A 17779-nucleotide genomic window follows, 5' to 3' on the forward strand; every position below is an offset into this window, starting at 1 on the left:
TGAGCCGATCAAAGAAATCGCCCAGGCGCACGGCATCGAGTGTGCGGACCGCTCCCCGGTGGTGCTCCACCTCAGCGCCAGTCACGGTCCGTACCTCAGACTAGCCGACGCGCTCCGGCGGTCATGCCCCGCTCTCCTGCGGCGGAGCCGTCGGATCGGCCCCCGCGAGGAAGTCGGCCGCCTGGGCGTGGACGTGGTCGGCGCCGATCGCCCCGGCCCAGCGGGCGATCTCCCGTGCCAGCGCGGTCGCCCCTGCCTCGTCACCCGTGTCGCGGGCGAGGACCGCGAGGAGCATCTGCTGAGTGAGCACACCTGGGACCATCCCGGCCCGAGCGCCCAGGGCGGTGGCCCGCCGCCAGCGCTCCAGGGCGCCGTCGTGATCGCCGGCGTCGTGGTCGTGGTCGCCGAGATGCCGCAGTGCCTCCCGGACCAGCAGATCGTCGCCGCCCGACTCACCGGCGCCCAGGGCGGCCTCGTAGTGGGCGGGGGCGGCCGTACGCTCGGCGAAGAGGTTGTCGGCGATCAGCCCCAGGTACATCGAGGCCCAACCGCGCCGCACCTCGTCCGGGGCCTCCTCGCGCAGGTCGTGCGCGTCGCGCCGGAGGCCGGCGAGTGCCTCGGGATCCTTGCCCTCGGGGCCGGGCCGGAAGATGCCCTCGCTGCGCAGCAGCCGGAAGTAGGCGTGCCGCAGCCGGACGAAGGCGAGATCCCAGTCGGCGCCCGTCGACTCCTTCTCCGCGTGCTCGGCACGGCCGGCGGTGAGGTCCGTACCGCCGAACCAGTCGCTCTGAAGGGCGACCTCGGCCGCCGCGAGAGCGAGCCGGGCGCGGTCCCCGGCGGTGTCACAGGTCGTTGCGTCCAAGAGGCGCAGTGCCCGGTCCCACCGTCCCGCCAGCGACAACTCGCGTGCGGAGGCGAGGAGTTCGTTGAACTCGACGGTTGTGCCCGTGGTGTTCGTCATGACAGGGGAAGGTAGTCAGACGAAAAACCATCCACAAGAAAACCATTGCAGGGGGCGGGTAATGCGGGACTCGGTCGACCGGCACGTCGAGGTGTGGGCGAAGGAACTCGACTGGATGGACCCCGTCAAGGAGGCGATCTTCGCGCGGCTGGCCATCCTGGCCCGGTACGCGTCCCAGGCCCGCCGCGACACCCTCGACTCCGACGGACTGCGCAACTGGCAGTACAAGGTGCTGCTGACCCTGCGCCGGCTCGGCCCGCCGTACACCGGGAGCCCCTCGCTCCTCGCCGACCACCTCGGACTGACCCGGGGAGCCCTGTCGGCCCGGCTGGCGCCGCTGGAGGACGCCGGGCTGATCGTCCGGACGCACGAGGACGACGACCGGCGACGGGTGCGGGTCCGGCTCACCGAGGCCGGGCATGCCGCGTTCGAACAGCAGGTCACCTCTGAGGAAGCGGGTGAGCTCGCGCTGCTCTCCGCACTCACCCCGGCAGAGCGGCGAACACTCGCGGACCTGCTGCGGAAACTGGTCGTGGCCGCCGAGTCAGCCCCGGACGACCCGAGAAGGCCCAGGTCAGCAGCGATGTGACGGGGCCCTCCCGGCTCTGACTGCTACTCGTCCCATGCCTCGATGATGATCTGCTCGGAGATCTTGCCGTCGCGCAGGGTGACCATCGACTCCGACAGAACGCGCATGCCGTCCGAGTACTGGCAGGACTCGCTGTAGGCCGCGCGATCGCCCTGGACCACGCACCCCTCCAGCTTGTGGGTCATGTCGCGGCTGTAGACGTCGCTCAGCATCTCGCCGATCTCGTCACGGCCGTGCAGGACCTTGGGGTTGCTGGGTGTGGCGTTCCGGTTGACGAGGCGTATTTGCGCGTCGTCCGCGTACAGAGACAGAAGCGTCTCCGGGGTGTGCCCTTCGATGCCTTGGCGCAGGATGTCGGTGTCGAAGCCGGGTCGTGCCGCGGTGCCCATGATGACCTCCTTCGAAGGCCCCGGCCGACAAGGAGCGGGCCGTAGGGCCTCTTTCTTCGAGACTCCTCCGCCCCGGCGGCCACGGCAAGCGCAGACCGGGCACTCCGCCCGACGGGTGAGGGGCATCGCCCGGCCGTGTCCGGGCGAGGCCCGCCCGCGTTGCTGGGAGCATGATCTCAACTCGACGTATCGTTGCCGCCGTCGGTCTCGCCGTCGGCGTCACCGGCCTCACCGCCCCCCTCGCGAACGCGGCCGACGCGGCCACCCCGGACGGCGGGCAGCTCAACCCGATCGCCGTGATCGACTCGCTCGCGACGAGCCGCATCCCCGCGGAGCGCAAGGACGAGATCCCGCCGGTCTCCGAGCAGCTGGCCGGTCTCAACCGGCTCGACGACCTGAACCAGCTGGGCCAGGTCACCGGCCTCGTCGCCCCCGTCATGGGGCTGGTGCCGGGCGTCCGCTGAGCCTCCCGCCCGCGGAGCGAGGGCCGCCCGGATCACCGGGCGGCCCTCGCCGCATGTCCACACTCGCGCCCGGGAGGTGGAACCCGGGCGGGGTGCGTCAGGAAGTCGTCCGCGAGACGTCTCGACCAGCGGTCGCCAGGAACTGCGTGGCGGCCAGCTCCGCGTACAACGGATCTCCCGCGACCAGTTCCCCGTGCGTCCCCACCGCGCGCACCCGCCCCGCGTCCATGACCACGATCCGGTCGGCCATCGTCACCGTGGACAACCGGTGCGCGACGACCAGCACCGTGGTCGTACGCGCCACGTCAGCCACCGTGTCCCGCAGGGCCGCCTCGTTCACGGCGTCCAGCTGGGACGTGGCCTCGTCCAGCAGCAACAGCCGGGGCCGCCGCAGCAACGCACGGGCGATCGCCACCCGCTGGCGCTCCCCACCCGACAGCTTGGTCCCCCGATGCCCGACGAGCGTCTCCAGCCCAGCGGGCAGCTTGGCCACCAGACCGTCGAGCCGGGTCGTCTTCAGCACGCGGGCCACCGCGTCCTCGTCCGCGTCCGGATTCCCGAGCAGCAGGTTCTCCCGCAGCGACCCCGACAGGACGGGCGCGTCCTGCTCGACGTACCCGATCGCGGACCGGAGCAAGGGCAGGTCCCACTCCGCGAGGTCCCGCCCGTCCAGCGTCACGACCCCGGCCTCGGGGTCGTAGAACCGCTCGATCAACGAGAACACCGTCGTCTTCCCCGCCCCCGACGGCCCGACGAACGCCGTCATCCCCCGCGCGGGCACATCGAACGTCACCCCGTGATGGACGTACGGCAGATCGTCGGCATACCGGAACCGGACGTCCGTGAAGGCGACCGAAGCCGGCGCGGCCCCGTCGGCCGGCAACGGGGCGGGCAGAGCGGCCGGTTCGGCGGGCAGCCGTAGCGCCTCCTGGATGCGGGCGAGGGCCGCGGCTCCCGTCTGGTACTGCGTGATCGCCCCGACGACCTGCTGGATCGGCGACATCAGGTAGAAGACGTACAGCAGGAACGCGACCAGCGTGCCGACGTCGATGGCGCCCGTGGCGACCCGCGCGCCGCCCACCGCGAGCACCGTGATGAACGCGATCTGCATCGCGAGCCCCGCCGTGTTGCCCGCCGCCGCCGACCACTTGGCGGCCCGCACACTCTGCCGCCACGACTCCTCGGCCGCCGCGTGCAGCGTCCGCTCCTCCCGGTGTTCGGCGCCGGACGCCTTGACCGTGCGCAGCGCGCCGAGGATGCGCTCCAGTGAGGCGCCCATCACACCGACCGCGTCCTGCGCCTGCCGGCTCGCCCGGTTGATGCGCGGCACGATCACCCCGAGGACCGTGCCCGCGACCAGGATCACCGCCAGAGTGACGCCCAGCAGCACCGGATCGACCAGACCCATCATCACCACGGTCGCCACCAGCGTCAGCCCGCCGGTCCCGAGGCCCACCAGCGAGTCGGTGGTGACCTCGCGCAACAGGGTGGTGTCCGAGGTGATCCGGGCCATCAGATCGCCGGGTTCGGTGCGGTCCACGGCCGTGATGCGCAGGCGCAGCAGATACGACGACAGGGCGCGCCGCGCACCGAGCACCACCGACTCAGCGGTGCGCCGCAGCACGTATGAACCGAGCGCGCCCAGCGCCGCGTTGGCGATCACCAGCCCGGACATGACGAACAACGCGCCGGTGATCGTGCGGTCGTGGGACAGGTCGTCGATCAACTCCCGGGCCACCAGCGGCAACAGCAGACCGGTGACCCCCGTCAGGAGCGAGAGCACGGCGCCCGCGAGCAGGGTCCACCGGTGCGGCCGTACGTATCCGAGGAGCAGCCGCCAGGTCGGCGGCGCGGTCTCGGTCTCGGTACTGCTCACGGCGCTCCTCGGGTCCCGACGGCGTGCGGAGCCTTCAGGCTACGTCGGCGCTCCCGCGCGCGGCTTGCCGGTTCCGGGCGCCGTCGGGGTCAGCGGTGGGCGAGCGCGGCCAGGGTCGTGTCGAGATCGGCGGCCCGCGGCCGGTTGTGCGGCAGCTTGCCCAACAGAACGGCCATGCCGCAGGTGTTGGTCAGCGCGGAGAAGACCAGTCCGCCCGCGATGGCCGCGGAGAGCAACTGCCAGGCGGGGTGCAGCAGTCCGAGCCCGAGCCCGACGAGGACCACGGTGCCCGCGGTGAAGCGGACCTGGCGTTCCATGGCCCAGACGGTACGGTCCCTCGTCGCCGGCCGGTCGAGCCGCTGCCCGGATGCCGCCCAGCCCTGTGTACCGCCGGTCAGGGTGAGGGCCCGTATGCCGTGCTCGGCGAGAAGCCCGCACGCGTTCAGTGAGCGCGCGCCGGAGGCGCAGACGACGAGCAGTTCGCCACGAACGTCCCGCAGTGCGGGCAGGGCACGACGGAGCTGGTCCAGGGGGATGTTGAGCGCGCCGGGCAGATGTCCGCAGGCGTACTCGCCGGGGGTCCGGACGTCGACGACCGTCAGTTCGTCGAGGCGGGCGTCTGCCTGCGAGGCGTCGAGAGCGGTGGGGGTCATGTCGTACGCGATCCTTCCTGAGAGGCTGGTGACAGCCGGTGGTGACCCCGAGGAGGTAAAATACCCCCAAGGGTATGTAGAGGAGTGATGGTGGAGCTTCAGTTCGAGGGCGATGAGCTCAAGTCCGTGCTGAACCGGCTGCGCCGGGCGCAGGGGCAGATCTCCGGAGTGATCAAGATGATCGAGGAGGGCCGGGACTGCGAGGACGTGGTCACCCAGCTCGCCGCGGCCTCCCGCGCCCTCGACCGGGCCGGTTTCGCGATCATCGCGACGGGGCTTCAGCAGTGTCTGACGGATCCCGAGGGGAACCGGGTCGACGGCGAGACGACGGAGCAGATGAAAGCCCGGCTGGAGAAGCTGTTCCTGTCCCTGGCGTGACCGTCACAGGACGGCGTCCGCGAGCATGAACGCGGCCACGGCCAGGAGTGCCACGGCGAACGTCCGCTGGAGTGCGCCTGCCGACACCTTGCCGGCCAGGCGCCGGCCGTCCCAGGCGCCGAGCACCGCGGTCCCCGCGAACGGGGCGACGACGGCCCAGTCGATGTCCACGGTCGTGCCCGCGCGGGTCGCCAGTGCGGCCAGGGAGTTGACGGTGATGACCAGGAGACTGGTTCCGACAGCGGCCCGCATGCGCAGTCCGACGACGTTCACCAGGGCCGGTACGGCGAGAAACCCGCCGCCCACCCCCAGCACACCGGTCACCGCGCCGAGCCCCGCCCCGGTCCGGGCGACATGACTCGTACGCACCGGCACGTCGTCCGGCCGTACGGATGCCGAGGGCCGGAGCATACGGGCGGCGGCGAGGGCGGCGACCACGGCGAACGCTCCCGTGAGCACTCCGGAGGGCAGCCACCCGGACACCGCCCCGCCGATCGCCGCGGGCAGGAGTCCCGCCGCCGCGAACAGGGCACCCTCACGCCAGCGCACCGCGCCCTCACGGGCGTGGCTGACCAGCGCCGTCACGGAGGTGAGGGTGACCACCACGAGTCCGGCGGTGGTGGCCGCGGCCGGGCTGAATCCGAGCAGATAGATCAACGCGGGTACGGCGAGCATGCTGCCGCCACCGCCGAGCGCGCCGAGCGCAAGACCGGTGAGACCCCCGGCGAGCAGGGCGAGAACGAGGGCGCTCACGTGCGGTGAGCGGCGGTGTCGATCGCCGCTTCGGCGACCGGGCTGCCGTGTGCCGCGGGGTCCGGCGTGGGGGAGGCGCAGTCGGCGGCCGAGGAGGCGTTGGCCGCAGTGCGGGCGTCGGACCTGCCCGGCGAACCGTCGTCCGCCGCGTCGAGCGCGCCGGAGGCACCGTCGGCGGCAGACGAACCGCCCACCGCGATCTCCCCGCGCGACGAACCCCCCACCACCGCGAGCCCCGCCGCCTCCCAGGCCCCCATCCCGCCCAGGACGTCCACCGCGTCAGCTCCCCGCGCCGTCAGCAGCTCGGCCGCCTGCCGGGACCGCTTGCCCGAGCGGCAGATCGTGACCACCGGGCGGCTCTCCGCAGCCTCGGGAAGCCGACCGCCCGCCAACAGCTCGGACAGCGGGGCGTGCACAGCCCCGGGCGCATGCCCCGCGGCCCACTCCTCCTGCTCACGGACGTCCAGGAGTACGGCCGCCGTCTCGGCCCCCGTCCGCTCGTGAGCCTCCTGCGCCGTGATCCTCGCCATCGGGAGCCCGGCCGCGGCCGCCGAGGCGAACCCGTCGTCGACGGCGACCACGTCACGCCCCGCGGCGTCGAGGATCGAAGCGCCCACGCCCGCGCGCATTCCGCCCGCGCAGTGCACCCACACCGTGCCGTCCGGTATCTCCGACAGCCGGTCCCGCAGCCGGTGCAACGGGATGTGCACCGAGCCCCTGATGTGACCGCCGGCCCGCTCCGAGTCCCTCCGCACGTCCAGCACCACGACTCGGTGGGAGTCCTGGGCGGCCAGGTCGGCGAACGTGGCACGCGGGAAAGAGCGCGGCGTGTCCCCCTCCCGTATCCACTCGGCCGGAGAACCGGTCGCCGCCGCGGCGGGCCGGTCGATGCCGACGCGGACCAGTTCGCGCTGGGCTTCGGCGAGTTGGGCGGCCGTGGCGGCCAGCAGCGTGACCGGCTTGCCCCAGGGCATCAGCCAGGCCAGGTAAGTAGCGAGCTGCCCCTCGGCCTCGAAGTTGAACGACCCGGCCACATGTCCCTCGGCGAACGCGCGCCGGTTCCGCAGATCCACCACCCACTCGCCGGCCGCCAGCCGCGCCGCGATCTCCTCGCCGTCCGCACGGCGGGGCGGGGTCAGATCCACCGGCCCGGGGTCCTGCGCGTTCACCGGTCCCATGTGCGCGTAGTACGCGGGCACGTCGTCCAGCCCGGCGAGCAGTTCGGCGACGAATGTGTCGACATCCTTCACCAGCGCCTCGTTCGAGCCGCGCTCGTGCCCGATGGTCGTCGTCGCCCCGCCCTGCGCCTGCCCGGCGGAGCAGAAACTGCCGAAGCCGTGTGTGGGCAGCACCTCGGTCTCGTCGGGCAGCTCCGCGGCCAGCCGGTGCGCCGAGTCGTACTGCTCCCGCGCCAGCCGCCCGGTCAGCCCCGGTTCCACGAGATCGGGCCGCCCGACCGTGCCGATCAGCAGCGAGCCGCCGGTGAAGACGGCCGCCGCCCGCCCGGCCTCCTCCAGGACGTACGAGGTGTGATGCGGGGTGTGGCCCGGTGTGGCCAGCGCCCGCAGAGTCAGGTCGTCCTCGATCCGGGCCACGTCCCCGTCGGCGACCGGTGTCCGCTCGAACGCGACCCGCGCCCCGGCCGGCACCAGATAAGCGGCCCCCGTGATCCGGGCCAGCTGCAGGCCGCCGGTCACGTAGTCGTTGTGGACGTGCGTCTCGACGACGTGGGTGATCCGCACCCCGCGCCGGGCCGCGACCGCGATCACCCGGTCCACGTCCCGCGGCGGATCCACCACCACGGCGCTGCGGGCACCGCCCACCAGGTAGCCGCGGTTGCCCAGCCCCGGCACCTCGATGGTGTCGACGAAGTACACGACAGCACTCCTCTCCTCACGATAACCCGGGGTGGAGTACCCCCTGGGGTATGCGTTCCACGGTAGCAGAGGTACCCCGGGGGGTATTTTTTCGCCCGGATCCGGTGCCGTTACTGATCAGTCACGCGTAGGGTCGGAGGGACGTGCACCGGGCGACAGAAGGGGTCAGGACCATGGCGCAGGAGGTACGCGGAGTGATCGCACCCGGCAAGGACGAGCCGGTGCGGGTGGAGACGATCGTGGTGCCGGATCCAGGACCGGGGGAGGCGGTCGTCCAGGTGCAGGCCTGCGGGGTCTGCCACACCGATCTGCACTACAAGCAGGGCGGGATCAACGACGAGTTCCCGTTCCTCCTCGGCCACGAGGCCGCCGGTGTCGTGGAGTCGGTCGGCGAGGGGGTGACCGAAGTCGCGCCCGGCGACTTCGTGATCCTCAACTGGCGTGCCGTGTGCGGCAATTGCCGGGCCTGTCTGCGCGGTCGGCCCTGGTACTGCTTCAACACCCACAACGCGAAGCAGAAGATGACCCTGACCGACGGCACCGAGCTCTCGCCCGCCCTGGGCATCGGCGCCTTCGCCGAGAAGACGCTGGTCGCCGCGGGACAGTGCACCAAGGTCGACCCCTCGGTCTCGGCCGCGGTGGCGGGGCTCCTGGGCTGTGGCGTGATGGCCGGCATCGGCGCCGCGATCAATACGGGCAACGTCGGCCGGGGTGACACCGTCGCCGTCATCGGCTGCGGTGGCGTCGGTGACGCGGCGATCGCGGGCTCGAACCTCGCGGGCGCGGCGAAGATCATCGCCGTGGACATCGACGACCGGAAGCTGGAGAAGGCCCGCACGATGGGCGCGACCCACACCGTGAACTCGAAGGACGCCGACCCGGTCGAGGCGATCCGCGAACTGACCGGCGGCTTCGGCGCCGACGTCGTCATCGAGGCGGTCGGCCGCCCGGAGACGTACAAGCAGGCGTTCTACGCCCGCGACCTCGCCGGCACGGTCGTCCTGGTCGGCGTGCCCACCCCCGAGATGAAGTTGGAGCTGCCGCTCCTCGACGTCTTCGGGCGCGGCGGGTCGCTCAAGTCGTCCTGGTACGGCGACTGTCTGCCCTCCCGTGACTTCCCCATGCTGATCGACCTGCATCTGCAAGGCCGCCTGGACCTGGAGGCGTTCGTGACCGAGACCATTCAGCTCGACGAGGTGGAGAAGGCGTTCGAGCGCATGCACCACGGCGACGTCCTGCGCTCGGTGGTGGTGTTCTGATGGCCGTCCGCATCGAACGCCTCGTCACCTCCGGGCAGTTCAGCCTCGACGGCGGCACCTGGGACGTCGACAACAACGTCTGGATCGTCGGCGACGACCACGAGGTCATCGTCATCGACGCCGCCCACGACGCCGACGCCATCCTCGAGGCCGTCGGCGACCGCAGGCTGACCGCGATCGTCTGCACCCACGCCCACAACGACCACATCGACGCCGCGCCCGCCCTCGCCGACCGCACCGGCGCCACCATCTGGCTGCACCCCGACGACCTGCCGCTGTGGAAGCAGACCCACCCCGACCGCGACCCCGACGCCCATCTGCGCGACGGCCAGGTCATCGAGGCCGCGGGCGCCGACCTCCAGGTGCTGCACACCCCCGGGCACGCCCCGGGCGCGGTCTGCCTCTACGACCCGGGCCTCGGCACCGTCTTCACCGGCGACACCCTCTTCCAGGGCGGCCCCGGCGCCACCGGCCGCTCCTGGTCCCACTTCCCGACGATCATCGACTCGATCCGCGAGCGGCTGCTGGCCCTGCCGCCCGAGACGAAGGTCCTCACCGGCCACGGCGACCCCACGACGATCGGCGCCGAGGCCCCGCATCTGCAGGAATGGATCGACCGTGGCCACTGACGACGTCGTGCACCTGAACGGTGTCAACGTCCTGCACTGCGCGCCCGACGGACCACCGCTGGACGGCGAACGGTCGGCCCTCGACCTGATCGGCGACGCCATGGGCCGCGACGCCCAGGTGGTCGCCGTACCCGTGGCACGGGTCGCCGAGGAGTTCTTCCGGCTGCGGTCCGGTGTCGCGGGCGCGGTGATGCAGAAGTTCGTGACCTACCGGGTCCGGCTGGCGGTCGTCGGTGACGTCGGCCGCCACCTCGACGACAGCACGGCCCTCAGGGACTTCGTCCACGAGACGAACCAGGGCGGCCACATCTGGTTCCTGCCGGATCTGGACACCCTGGACGAGAAACTGCGCGCGGTCGGGTGACTCTCCCGTAAATCACGACAGAGGTTGTCTGGTTTCCCGGCCATGCTCGAAGAGACATCGGACACAACGGGAGGTCGGGCATGTCACAGCCGCTGGAAGGCAAGGTCGCCCTGGTCGCCGGGGCGACACGCGGAGCCGGGCGCGGGATCGCCGTGGAGCTCGGGGCGGCGGGCGCCACCGTCTACGTCACCGGACGCAGCACCCGCGCCCGCCGTTCCGAGTACGACCGCCCCGAGACCGTCGAGGACACCGCCGACCTCGTCACCGCCGCCTGCGGCCACGGCATCGCGGTCCCCACCGACCACCTGGACTCCACGCAGGTTCGCACGCTCGTCGTCCGCGTCGCCGACGAGCAGGGCCGCCTCGACGTCCTCGTCAACGACATCTGGGGCGGCGAGAAGCTCTTCGAGTGGGACAGTCCAGTCTGGGAGCACGACCTCGACAACGGTCTGCGGCTGCTCCGGCTCGCGATCGACACCCACGCGATCACCAACCACCACGCCCTGCCCCTGCTGCTGCGCCGGCCCGGCGGCCTGGTCGTCGAGATGACCGACGGGACCGACGCCTACAACCGCGAGAACTACCGCGTCTCCTTCTTCTACGACCTCGCGAAGACGTCCGTCATCCGCATGGCCTTCGCCCTCGGACACGAGCTGGGCCCGCGCGGCGCCACCGCCGTCGCGCTCACCCCGGGCTGGCTGCGCTCGGAGATGATGCTCGACACCTTCGGCGTGCGGGAGGACAACTGGCGCGACGCCCTCGACCGCGTCCCCCACTTCGCCATCTCGGAGACCCCGCACTATGTGGGCCGCGCCGTCGCCGCGCTGGCCGCCGACCTTGATGTGGCCCGCTGGAACGGTCAGTCCCTCGACAGCGGCTCGCTCGCGCGGACGTACGGCTTCACGGACCTCGACGGCAGCCGTCCGGACGCCTGGCGCTATCTGGTCGAGGTCCAGGACGCGGACAAGCCGGCGGACACCACGGGCTACCGCTGAGGCGGCGGGCCGCTCGACGTCAGGGCCCAGCGCGCCGAGTGGCCCGGCGGCAGCGCGAGATCCTTCCGTACGGCCCGGTAGTACCCCTCGCGTCCGATGCGCGCCGGTCCATCAGTGCCCCCACGCGGCCGGGCCGCGCGTCTGCGCGCGCAGGAGGGCCTCCATCCCCATCGCGGTGACGACCCAGGTCCGGGCCCGCTCCACCACCGTGGGACTGCCGAGCAGGATCAGCGTCTCCCCGGCAGGGACCCGCCGAAGCGGGCGGCGACCCGGTACGTCAGCGTGACGGACTTCTTCAGCGGGCCGCCTGCTCCCGCTGGAAGCGCGCGCGATCGCTGCGCACGACCGCCACATACGAACCGAAGGCGCCGCCGCGGCGAGGGGCTATCTTCGGCCCATGACCCACACCGAGCGGTTCGAGGGACACGCGGCACTGGTCACCGGCGCCGCTCGCGGTATCGGCGCGGCCGTGGCCCGCCGACTCGCCGAGGAAGGGGCGCGGGTACTGCTGACCGACCGCGACGGACCGGTGGTCGAGGAGACGGCCGCGCGCCTGCGTGCAGCGGGTCTTCCCGCACAGGCCCTGGAGTGCGACGTGGCGGACCGTACGGCCGTCGAGGCGGCGGTCGCCCACGCCGTCGACGCGTTCGGCTCGCTGGACGTCCTGGTCAACTGCGCCGCCCGGTGCACCCCGGAGACCGCGCTCTTCGAGGACGACCTCGACGACGAGTGGGCGCGTGACCTGGACGTCACCCTCAGCGGTCCGTACCGCTGCTCGCGCGCCGCGCTGCCGCACCTGGTCGCCTCCGGCCGGGGAGCGATCGTCAACATCGGTTCCGTCAACGGTCTCCAGGACTTCGGCAACCACGCCTACAGCGCCGCCAAGGCAGGCCTCGGCTCGCTGACCCGTACCCTCGCCGGACACGCGGCCGCCCGCGGTGTACGCGTCAACCTGGTCGTCCCGGGCACGGTCCGCACCTCCGCCTGGGAAGGGCGCGAGGACGAGCTCACCGAGATGCGGCGGCTGTACCCCCTTGGCCGGGTCGGTGAGCCCGAGGACATCGCCGCCGCGGTCGCCTTCCTCGCCTCCCGCGACGCCGCGTGGATCACCGGCACCACGCTCGTCGTCGACGGAGGCCTCACCGCGGTCAACACCGGCTTCCACGCGACGGTCCATCCGGACCGCGGGGCTTCGTCGTGAACATTGTCACCGTTCCGTCCCAGCGCGCCCTGCGGTACAACGAAGTGGCTCGAAGTCCTGTCTAGAGGTATGAGATCGCAGGACCTATGAAGGACCTATGAAGGGGACAGGGCCATGGGGGACATACGCAGACGAGGTGCCGTCGCACTCGGCATCACCGGACTCGTCGCACCGCTGACCATCGCGCTGGGCGCCGCGCCCGCGCAGGCCGCGAGCTGCACCACGCAGGCGGGGCCGTACCAGAAGAAGGTCGAGAAGTTCCTCGGCCGCCCGGTCGACGGCAGGCAGTCCACCGCCGACTGCAAGGCGATCAGGGCCTTCCAGACCAAGCACGGCATCACACCGAACATCGGCTACGCGGGATCCGTCACCTGGGGCGTGATGGACCTGATGAACAAGCAGAAGGCCGTCGGCGGCAACCCCAACAGGGACGGCAAGTGCCCGACCAACAAGGGCCGCATCGCCTGCGTGAACCTCACCCTCCAGCTGAGCTGGATCCAGGACGGCAGCAGGCTCGTCTACGGCCCGGTTCCGGTCCGCACCGGCCGCAACGGCTACGAGACCCGCACCGGCCTGAAGAAGATCTACTGGCGCGACATCGACCACGTCTCGTCGATCTACAACGTGCCGATGCCCTACAGCCAGTTCTTCGACGGCGGCCAGGCCTTCCACTCGGTGAATCTCAGCATGTGGAACCCGCCCGGCTCCCACGGCTGCACCAACATGACCCCCAAGGACGCCAAGAAGTACTGGTCCCTGCTGAAGACCGGTGACGACGTCTTCGTGTACGGCCGCAAGCCGGGCACCTGAGCCACCAGGCGCCCGGCGCGACGACACGGTCATGCCTCGGGCGCGTCCCCGAAGTCCGGGATCTCCAGCCTCGCCCCACCCTGCCGCGCCGAGTCGTGCGCGACGATGCCCGGCAGGGTGTAGCGGGCCGCCACCCAGGCGTTCACCGACGGCAGGGTGCGGGTGTTCACCGCGGTCACGAAGTCGTCCACCAGGAAGTGGTGGCTGCCCTCGTGGCCGTTGTGCAGGTTGTCGAACTCACGCGGCAGCCGCGCCCGGTCGTGCACCGGTGCCGACCCGGACGTGAACGCGGCCCGCAGGTCCGGCGCGATGTGCTGGAGTGACGGGTCGTCAGGAGCCATGGTGGGCTTGGGCTCAAGGAGCTCGCTGATGTCCTGCACGCCCTTCTTGTCCTGCCACAGCGCGACCGTGGCGAGCTGCTCCATGCTCGCTTCGGTCCCGAAGAAGCGGAAACGCGACTCCCGGATGTGGGAGGGGTAGCCCACCCGCCGGAACTCGTTCGTACGGAACGAGCCGCCGCCCGCCACCTCGAACAGCGCGGTCGCGTTGGAGAAGTCGTTGCCGAACTGGCTGACCTCCTTGTCGAACACACCGTCCCCGCGGTCGTCGACCACACCGATCGCCGACACGCTCACCGCGTGCGTCTGCCAGGCCCCCAGCACCCCGCCCACCGAGTGGGTGGGGTAGAGCAGCGGGGGATAGCTGGCGGTCTCCTTCCACTTCTCGCCGCCGCTGTACTGGTACGCCTCGTAGAACCCGAGGTCCATGTCGTGGACGTAGTCGCCCTCGGCGTAGAAGAGCCGCCCGAAGGCGCCCTCGGCGATCTGGTTGCGGGCGTGCACGGTCGCCGGGTTGTACTGGCTGGTCTCGCCCATCATGTACGTCAGCCCGGTCGCCCGGACCGCGTCGATGATCGCCGAGATCTCCTCGGTGGTGATGGCCATGGGCACCGCGGAGTACACGTGCTTGCCCGCGTTCAGGCCCTGGAGCACCAGGGGGCCGTGCGTCCAGCGCTGGGTGAAGATCGCGACCGCGTCGACCTCCTTCGACTCCAGCATGGCCTCGTACGTGGGGAAGGTGCCGGCCAGCCCCTGCGCCGAGGCGAGCTGCTCGGCCCGTTCGGGCAGCAGATCGGTGACGTACACGTCGCCGACACCGGGGTGGGCCTGGAACAGCGTCGCGAACTGGCCGGAGAACTGGCCGGCACCGACGATGCCGAGGGAGAACGTCATACGGGGTGTTTCCTTCACTGGTCGCGGGATCACTGCGAGAGGATCAGGTTGATCTGGTCGTTGGTCCGGTCGAGGCCGGTCACGGACTTGCCGTTGCCGAAGATGTCCTGCATGGCGGGGTGCATCAACGCGAACACGTCCGCCGCGTAGTTGGTGATCGGATAGGAGAAGGTCGTGAAGTCCCTCTTGTCGGCGACCGGCTTCGTGAAGGCCGTGACGTCGATGCCCTTCTTCCGGTAGGCGGCCACGGCGGCGGCGGTACCGTCAGGAGTGGCGGGGAAGACGATGCCGTAACCCCCCACCGTCTTCTGGCACTCGTCGGAGGACAGGTACTTCACCCACTTGCGGGCGCCTTCCTTGTTGCGGGCGTTCTTGGTGATGGAGTCGGCGAGGCCGTTCATCATGGTGGCCCGCTTGCCGGTGGGGCCCTCCGGAGTGACGGCGGTGCGCATGTCGAGGCCCTTGAAGCCGGCGTACGTCGAGATCATCCAGGCCCCGTCGAAGGCGGTCGCCGCCTTGCCCGCCGCGACCTGGGTGTTGGCCTGGTTGGACTGGGAGTTGTAGTCGGTGAAGGGCGCCATGTAGCCCTTCTTCGCCAGTCCGAAGTACCATTTGATGGTCGACTGGAAGGCAGGGCTGTCGTACCGGTACTTCGTGCCCCACCGCTTCTTGTCGGTGTAGCTCCAGCCGGCGGAGGCGGTGAAGTTGCTCCACTGGGTCTGGCCGTCGCCGTCGCCGCCGCCGTTGGTGGCCAGGCCGTACACCTTGACATTGTTCCTGTCGAAGCCGGGCTCGTCGCCCCGCTTGCCGTTCTTGTCGACGGTGAGGTGCGCGATGGCCTTCTCGAAGCTTCCGCCGTCCTCGGGGTTCCAGGCGAGGTCGCCCAGCTGCGCCGCCGTGAGCCCGGCCGCGTCGGTCATCTTCTTGTTGTAGAAGAGGGCGACGGTGTCCCAGTCCTTGGGGGCGCCGTAGCGGTGGCCGTCCTGGCCCATCCAGTTGGCCGCGAGCCCGGGCTGGTAGGCGGACTCGTCGACGCCCAGGTCGTCGAGGGGTTCGAGGACCTTCAGGTCGGCGAACTGGCCGAACTTCTGGATGTGGTCGGTGAACACGTCGGGCTCGGTGCCCGCGATGAAGCTCGCGGTGAGCTTGGTCCAGTAGTCGTCCCAGCCCAACTGGGTGATCTTCACGTGCAGTCCGGGGTTCTGCCGCTCGAAATCCTCGGCGCAGGCCTGGTAGGCGGGCTGCTGGTTGGAGTCCCACAGCCAGTACGTCACCGTGTTCGAGGAGGACCCGGCGGAGCCGCCGCGCGCACAACCCGTCAGGCACAGGGCCAGTGCGCCGGCCAGTGCGGTCAGCGTACGAAGTCGCATCACGAGTCCCTCACTTGATCCCGGTGAAGCTGATGGTGGACACGATGCGGCGGGCGAAGAAGCCGAACAGCAGCAGCATCGGCAGCGCGGCGATGAGCGTCGCCGCCATGAGGCCCGACCAGTCGACCCCGGTCTGCGGGGTCTGGGCGCGGAAGATGGCCAGCGCGACCGGCAGCACCCGTGAGCTGTCGCTGTAGGACACCATCAGCGGCCAGAAGTAGTCGTTCCAGGACGTGATGTACGTCAGCACGGCCAGGGTGAGGACCGGCGCGGACGCCATCGGCAGCAGCACCCGGAAGAAGATCCGCACCTTTCCGGCACCGTCCAGCAGGGCCGCCTCCTCGACCTCGCGGGGCACGTTCATGAAGAACTGCCTCAGGAAGAACACCGCGAACGGCGTCATGAACATCGTCGGCAGCGCGATGCCCAACAGGTTGTCGATCAGGCCGAGTTCCTTGATGAGTACGAAGTTGGGCAGCAGCGTGAAGATGGTCGGCACCATCAGCCCGGCCAGGAACAGGGCGAACACCTTGTCGCGGCCCCGCCAGCGCAGCCGGGCGAAGGCGTAGGCGGCCATCGCGGAGAAGAAGATCTGGCAGACGGTCACCAGGGTCGACACGATCACCGAGTTGAGCAGATAGCGCCAGAACTTCAGCCCGCCGCCCGCGCCGCCCTGCGCGATCGCGTCCTTCGTGGACTCCAGGCCCAGGGCGCGGGCGAATCCGGTGCCGGTCGGGTCCACCGGCAGCGGGTCGGAGGCATGGGCGGCGAGCCCGGAGTTGGTGGACAGCGCGGTGCGCAGGATCCAGTAGAACGGCAGGAGGGTCACGAGCACGATCGCGCCCATCGCCGTCCAGGCCAGGACCCGGCCGGGGGAGAGGGAACGGCGCCCGGTGGGCCGTATGCGTGTGGTTGTGGTGGTGGTCACGGCAGCCATGTCGACTCCTTCCGGTTCAGCCGAGGTCTGTCTGGCCGGCTCGGGTGAGCCGGTACTGCAGGACGGTGATCGCGCTCAGCACGACCAGGAGCGCGACCGACATCGCCGACGCGTAGCCGAACTGGAAGCGGCCGAAGGCCGATTGGTAGATGTAGAACTGGAGCACGTTGGTCGCGTTCGCGGGACCGCCCGCCGTGGTCACGGCGACGGTGTCGAACACCTGGAACGAACCGATCACCGTCATGATCAGAACGACGGCCAGGACGGGCCTGAGCAGCGGCATGGTGATCCGCCAGAACATCCGCCACTCGCTCGCGCCGTCCACCTTCGCCGCCTCGTACATGTCGTTCGGGATGGCCATGAGCCCCGCGAACAGCAGCAGCGCGGTGTAGCCGACGTGCCGCCACACGTTGATCAGGGCGATCGTCGGGATCGCCCAGGTCTCGTCCGCCAGGAAGGGGACGCGGTCGAACCCGAGCCCGGCGATGATCTCGTTGCCGATGCCGAGCTGGTTGTCGAGGATCCACAGCCAGACCAGGCCCGCGACGACGTTCGACATCAGATACGGCGTCAGCACGATCCCGCGCAGCAGCGGGGACTGGGTCAGGCGCTGCAGGAGCACGGCGATGGCGAGGGCGGACACCGTCTGGACGCCGATGTTGATGACCACGTACTCCACGGTGACCTTCAGCGACTCCCAGAAGATGGGGTCGTGGACCATCCGGTCGTAGTTGGCGAACCCGACCCACTCCGCCGGGGTCAGCAGATTGAAGCGGGTGAAGCTCAGATAGATGCCCCGCAGCGTCGGCCAGAGCAGGAAGACCACGAAGCCGATCAGGGCCGGGGCGATGAACACCGCGGCCAGGCGCCCGTCGCCCCCGCTCGCCCCGCCGGAGCCCCGGTCGGTGCCCGGTTCGGTCCGTGCCTCCTCGGAGCCGCTGAGCGGCAGCCGTGAAGGAGGGCTGCTGGAGGCGATCGTCATCGGGAGACTCCCTCGTCTGCGGTGGCTCGTCCTCGGCGCCACTTACTTTTGTCGCGAAAG

The 17779-nt window shown here is 70.7% G+C and carries 19 protein-coding genes, 1 pseudogene and 1 riboswitch; of the genes and pseudogenes, 9 read left to right on the forward strand and 11 right to left on the reverse strand.

Annotated features, from left to right (window positions below; translation table 11 throughout):
• Positions 1 to 12 precede the first annotated feature (12 nt).
• A riboswitch (ZMP/ZTP riboswitch) is annotated at positions 13 to 95 on the reverse strand.
• Between the two features lie 26 nt (positions 96 to 121).
• Positions 122 to 961: a hypothetical protein gene (locus ABZT93_RS10615; protein ID WP_356101848.1), complete on the reverse strand. Its 840-nt coding sequence runs from the start codon at positions 959 to 961 to the stop codon at positions 122 to 124.
• Positions 962 to 1022: 61 nt separating this feature from the next.
• Here ABZT93_RS10615 and ABZT93_RS10620 point away from each other — a divergent pair, with 61 nt between their 5' ends.
• Positions 1023 to 1550 carry a MarR family winged helix-turn-helix transcriptional regulator gene (locus ABZT93_RS10620; protein WP_356101851.1) on the forward strand — a complete coding sequence of 176 codons (528 nt, stop codon included), beginning with the start codon at positions 1023 to 1025 and terminating at the stop codon, positions 1548 to 1550.
• 23 nt (positions 1551 to 1573) lie between these two features.
• On the opposite strand, the gene ABZT93_RS10625 is transcribed toward ABZT93_RS10620, so the two are convergent.
• Complete coding sequence (locus tag ABZT93_RS10625; protein WP_356101853.1) at positions 1574 to 1939, reverse strand: nuclear transport factor 2 family protein; 366 nt, start codon at positions 1937 to 1939, stop codon at positions 1574 to 1576.
• A gap of 170 nt (positions 1940 to 2109) precedes the next feature.
• On the opposite strand from ABZT93_RS10625, the gene ABZT93_RS10630 reads away from it, so the two are divergent.
• Complete coding sequence (locus ABZT93_RS10630) at positions 2110 to 2403, forward strand: hypothetical protein (RefSeq protein ID WP_356101855.1); 294 nt, start codon at positions 2110 to 2112, stop codon at positions 2401 to 2403.
• 97 nt (positions 2404 to 2500) lie between these two features.
• Here the strand turns inward: ABZT93_RS10630 and ABZT93_RS10635 are convergent, their stop codons facing one another.
• Together ABZT93_RS10635 and ABZT93_RS10640 are read right to left on the reverse strand one after the other, a co-directional pair.
• Positions 2501 to 4279, reverse strand: coding sequence for an ABC transporter ATP-binding protein (locus ABZT93_RS10635; protein WP_356101856.1), 1779 nt, complete (start codon positions 4277 to 4279; stop codon positions 2501 to 2503).
• Positions 4280 to 4368: 89 nt separating this feature from the next.
• Positions 4369 to 4932 carry a rhodanese-like domain-containing protein gene (locus tag ABZT93_RS10640; protein ID WP_356101858.1) on the reverse strand — a complete coding sequence of 188 codons (564 nt, stop codon included), beginning with the start codon at positions 4930 to 4932 and terminating at the stop codon, positions 4369 to 4371.
• A 90-nt stretch (positions 4933 to 5022) separates the two neighbouring features.
• On the opposite strand from ABZT93_RS10640, the gene ABZT93_RS10645 reads away from it, so the two are divergent.
• Entirely contained in the window at positions 5023 to 5310 is a 288-nt protein-coding gene (locus tag ABZT93_RS10645) for a metal-sensitive transcriptional regulator (protein WP_028807630.1), read from the forward strand.
• 3 nt (positions 5311 to 5313) lie between these two features.
• On the opposite strand, the gene ABZT93_RS10650 is transcribed toward ABZT93_RS10645, so the two are convergent.
• Both ABZT93_RS10650 and ABZT93_RS10655 read right to left on the reverse strand, forming a co-directional pair.
• Positions 5314 to 6063: a sulfite exporter TauE/SafE family protein gene (locus tag ABZT93_RS10650; RefSeq protein WP_356101860.1), complete on the reverse strand. Its 750-nt coding sequence runs from the start codon at positions 6061 to 6063 to the stop codon at positions 5314 to 5316.
• Positions 6060 to 7940: an MBL fold metallo-hydrolase gene (locus ABZT93_RS10655; protein WP_356101863.1), complete on the reverse strand. Its 1881-nt coding sequence runs from the start codon at positions 7938 to 7940 to the stop codon at positions 6060 to 6062. Before ABZT93_RS10655 ends, ABZT93_RS10650 begins: the two co-directional genes overlap by 4 nt.
• 173 nt (positions 7941 to 8113) lie before the next feature.
• Between ABZT93_RS10655 and ABZT93_RS10660 the strand changes: the two genes are divergently transcribed.
• From ABZT93_RS10660 to ABZT93_RS10675, 4 genes are all read left to right on the forward strand, one after another.
• A complete protein-coding gene (locus ABZT93_RS10660) occupies positions 8114 to 9199 on the forward strand; it encodes an S-(hydroxymethyl)mycothiol dehydrogenase (RefSeq protein WP_356101865.1) in 1086 nt (361 codons plus the stop codon).
• The gene (locus ABZT93_RS10665) at positions 9199 to 9828 is read left to right on the forward strand and encodes an MBL fold metallo-hydrolase (protein ID WP_356101867.1); all 630 of its coding nucleotides are present in this window, start codon (positions 9199 to 9201) and stop codon (positions 9826 to 9828) included. Before ABZT93_RS10660 ends, ABZT93_RS10665 begins: the two co-directional genes overlap by 1 nt.
• Positions 9818 to 10192, forward strand: a complete 375-nt coding sequence (locus ABZT93_RS10670; RefSeq protein WP_356101870.1) for a DUF4180 domain-containing protein — start codon at positions 9818 to 9820, stop codon at positions 10190 to 10192. The genes ABZT93_RS10665 and ABZT93_RS10670 overlap by 11 nt, the downstream gene beginning before the upstream one ends.
• An 80-nt stretch (positions 10193 to 10272) precedes the next feature.
• Positions 10273 to 11187, forward strand: coding sequence for an SDR family oxidoreductase (locus ABZT93_RS10675; protein WP_356101872.1), 915 nt, complete (start codon positions 10273 to 10275; stop codon positions 11185 to 11187).
• Here ABZT93_RS10675 and ABZT93_RS10680 read toward each other — a convergent pair.
• A pseudogene (locus tag ABZT93_RS10680) lies at positions 11178 to 11593 on the reverse strand (hypothetical protein). The gene ABZT93_RS10675 and the pseudogene ABZT93_RS10680 sit on opposite strands and share 10 nt — an antisense overlap.
• On the opposite strand from ABZT93_RS10680, the gene ABZT93_RS10685 reads away from it, so the two are divergent.
• Both ABZT93_RS10685 and ABZT93_RS10690 read left to right on the forward strand, forming a co-directional pair.
• Positions 11585 to 12388: an SDR family NAD(P)-dependent oxidoreductase gene (locus ABZT93_RS10685; RefSeq protein ID WP_356101874.1), complete on the forward strand. Its 804-nt coding sequence runs from the start codon at positions 11585 to 11587 to the stop codon at positions 12386 to 12388. The pseudogene ABZT93_RS10680 and the gene ABZT93_RS10685 overlap by 9 nt on opposite strands.
• A gap of 114 nt (positions 12389 to 12502) precedes the next feature.
• Positions 12503 to 13198 (forward strand): L,D-transpeptidase family protein, encoded by a 696-nt coding sequence (locus ABZT93_RS10690; RefSeq protein WP_356101876.1) that lies wholly within the window; start codon positions 12503 to 12505, stop codon positions 13196 to 13198.
• A gap of 29 nt (positions 13199 to 13227) precedes the next feature.
• Here the strand turns inward: ABZT93_RS10690 and ABZT93_RS10695 are convergent, their stop codons facing one another.
• Genes ABZT93_RS10695 through ABZT93_RS10710 form a run of 4 tightly spaced genes read right to left on the reverse strand, consistent with a single transcriptional unit; the run spans position 13228 to position 17719 of the window.
• Positions 13228 to 14430, reverse strand: a complete 1203-nt coding sequence (locus ABZT93_RS10695) for a Gfo/Idh/MocA family oxidoreductase (RefSeq protein ID WP_356101878.1) — start codon at positions 14428 to 14430, stop codon at positions 13228 to 13230.
• Positions 14431 to 14459: 29 nt separating this feature from the next.
• Positions 14460 to 15800 (reverse strand): sugar ABC transporter substrate-binding protein, encoded by a 1341-nt coding sequence (locus ABZT93_RS10700; protein WP_356101880.1) that lies wholly within the window; start codon positions 15798 to 15800, stop codon positions 14460 to 14462.
• A gap of 10 nt (positions 15801 to 15810) precedes the next feature.
• Positions 15811 to 16737 carry a carbohydrate ABC transporter permease gene (locus tag ABZT93_RS10705; protein WP_356101882.1) on the reverse strand — a complete coding sequence of 309 codons (927 nt, stop codon included), beginning with the start codon at positions 16735 to 16737 and terminating at the stop codon, positions 15811 to 15813.
• A gap of 16 nt (positions 16738 to 16753) precedes the next feature.
• Positions 16754 to 17719 (reverse strand): sugar ABC transporter permease, encoded by a 966-nt coding sequence (locus tag ABZT93_RS10710; protein ID WP_356101884.1) that lies wholly within the window; start codon positions 17717 to 17719, stop codon positions 16754 to 16756.
• Positions 17720 to 17779: the final 60 nt, after the last annotated feature.

Origin of the sequence: Streptomyces sp. NPDC005303, from assembly GCF_040607335.1 — a bacterium.
GTDB lineage: Bacteria > Actinomycetota > Actinomycetes > Streptomycetales > Streptomycetaceae > Streptomyces.